This window comes from Microvirga sp. KLBC 81 (assembly GCF_003075415.1).
Taxonomy (GTDB): domain Bacteria; phylum Pseudomonadota; class Alphaproteobacteria; order Rhizobiales; family Beijerinckiaceae; genus Microvirga.
On sequence record NZ_QDAH01000231.1, the window covers coordinates 1 to 1,486 of the forward strand.

At 63.2% G+C, this 1,486-nt stretch carries 1 protein-coding gene; it reads right to left on the minus strand.

Annotated elements, in window-relative coordinates; genetic code table 11:
• Positions 1 to 43: 43 nt before the first annotated feature.
• Positions 44 to 1,372: an IS5 family transposase gene (locus tag DC522_RS33415; protein ID WP_116532683.1), complete on the minus strand. Its 1,329-nt coding sequence runs from the start codon at positions 1,370 to 1,372 to the stop codon at positions 44 to 46.
• Between the last annotated feature and the right edge of the window lie 114 nt (positions 1,373 to 1,486).

Here is a 1,486-nt window from a genome sequence, read left to right on the forward strand (position 1 = left end):
GTCGGCCCTGAACAATGCCGTTTAGGGTGGCCGGAGTTGGCTTTCAGACCACTTTGGAAGTATCCGGTTGCGCGGATGAACCCAGGAGAGCCGCTAGGAACCAGGCCAAACAAAGTCTGAGCCAGTTCAGGATTAGCCGCAGATTGTGTCCGGCCGCCACGAGCAGCGCATTGATCGCGTCGCCGGCGGCTCCGAGCAGGTGATTGCGTCCAAGTCGTCCGTCCGCTTTCATGTGCCCGATCATCGGCTCGATGGCCGATCGTCGCCTGAGCTCCCGTCTGATCGTCGGCGTTAGGCCCCGGCGCTGACCGGTGATGAAGACCCGCTCCTTCTTCGCATAGTCATGTCCGCGGTAGCCACGGTCGACGTACGTCCGCTCCGGCTCGACGCCCGTCAGGGCGATGACCTGGCCGATGGTAGCATCCAGCGTGTGGCCGTCATACGGGTTGCCCTCCAGCGCCTTGGACGCAAGCGCAAAGCCCTCCCGGTTGGTCACCGCCAGCGCGACCTTCGAGCCAAACTCGTATGGACGATGTGCTTTGCCTTTGGCGATGCACACCACCTCGGGCGCATGCAGGCTGTAGAGTTTGTTCTTGCTCGTGCGCTCTTGCGTCAGAAGACGCTCTGTCAGGCCCAGCAGACGGGCAAAGCGAAGGGCGAGGCTCTCATCCCCGGCGACTTTGCGGGCCACATCGCGATAGACCCGACCCAAATAGGTCTTCAGCCGCTTCAACTCGCGGCGCATGCGTCGCATCTGGCGGGCATGAGCATAGCGGCCCACCTGCACGGCGGCGCGTTTGGCCAGACGGGTGTGAGCCTGCCGCAGCAGGAGGCCATGCCGCTTGGCCTGCCGCACGAGGGCGAGGAGAGCCTTGAGATAGAGCTTCGCGTCCGTGGGATGAGTGATCGCCTTGGGCTGCACCGTGGTGTCGACGCTGATCCGCTCCAGGCTTGAGGGCCGCACCGCGCCGCTCTCCAGCCCAGCCTGGATGGTGGCGGCGAGCAGCTTCTCCAGCCCCTCGGGGCCGAGCCGCTTGCGCCAGCGCGTCAGTGAACTGGGATCGCACGGCAGCTCATGCTGGAAGTACTCGCAGCCGCAGAACCACTGCCAATACGGGTTTTCTGTCCAACGCTGCACCACCGCTTCATCGGACAGGTTGAAGGTGTGCTGGAGATAGGACAGCCCGACCATCAGCCGGGTGGGTTTGGCAGGCCGCCCCAGGGGCCGGTAGAAGCGGCCAAACTCCTGGTCGAACCTGTCCCAGTCGATCAGACTGGCCAGGCGAAAGAGTTCGTGACGCTGATCAAGGATCTGATCGAGCCGGCTGCGATAGAGGTCGCCGGAGCTCGGCACCATCGGCTTGGGTCCCATGGCAAAACACCGGTTTTGAGTGGGTCACTCCCCAGGAGCCGGCATTTTACAATGCTTCGCGAAGACGAAGAATCCTTCAGCCGCAACAAGTTGTGGGTTGTTCAGGGTCGACTA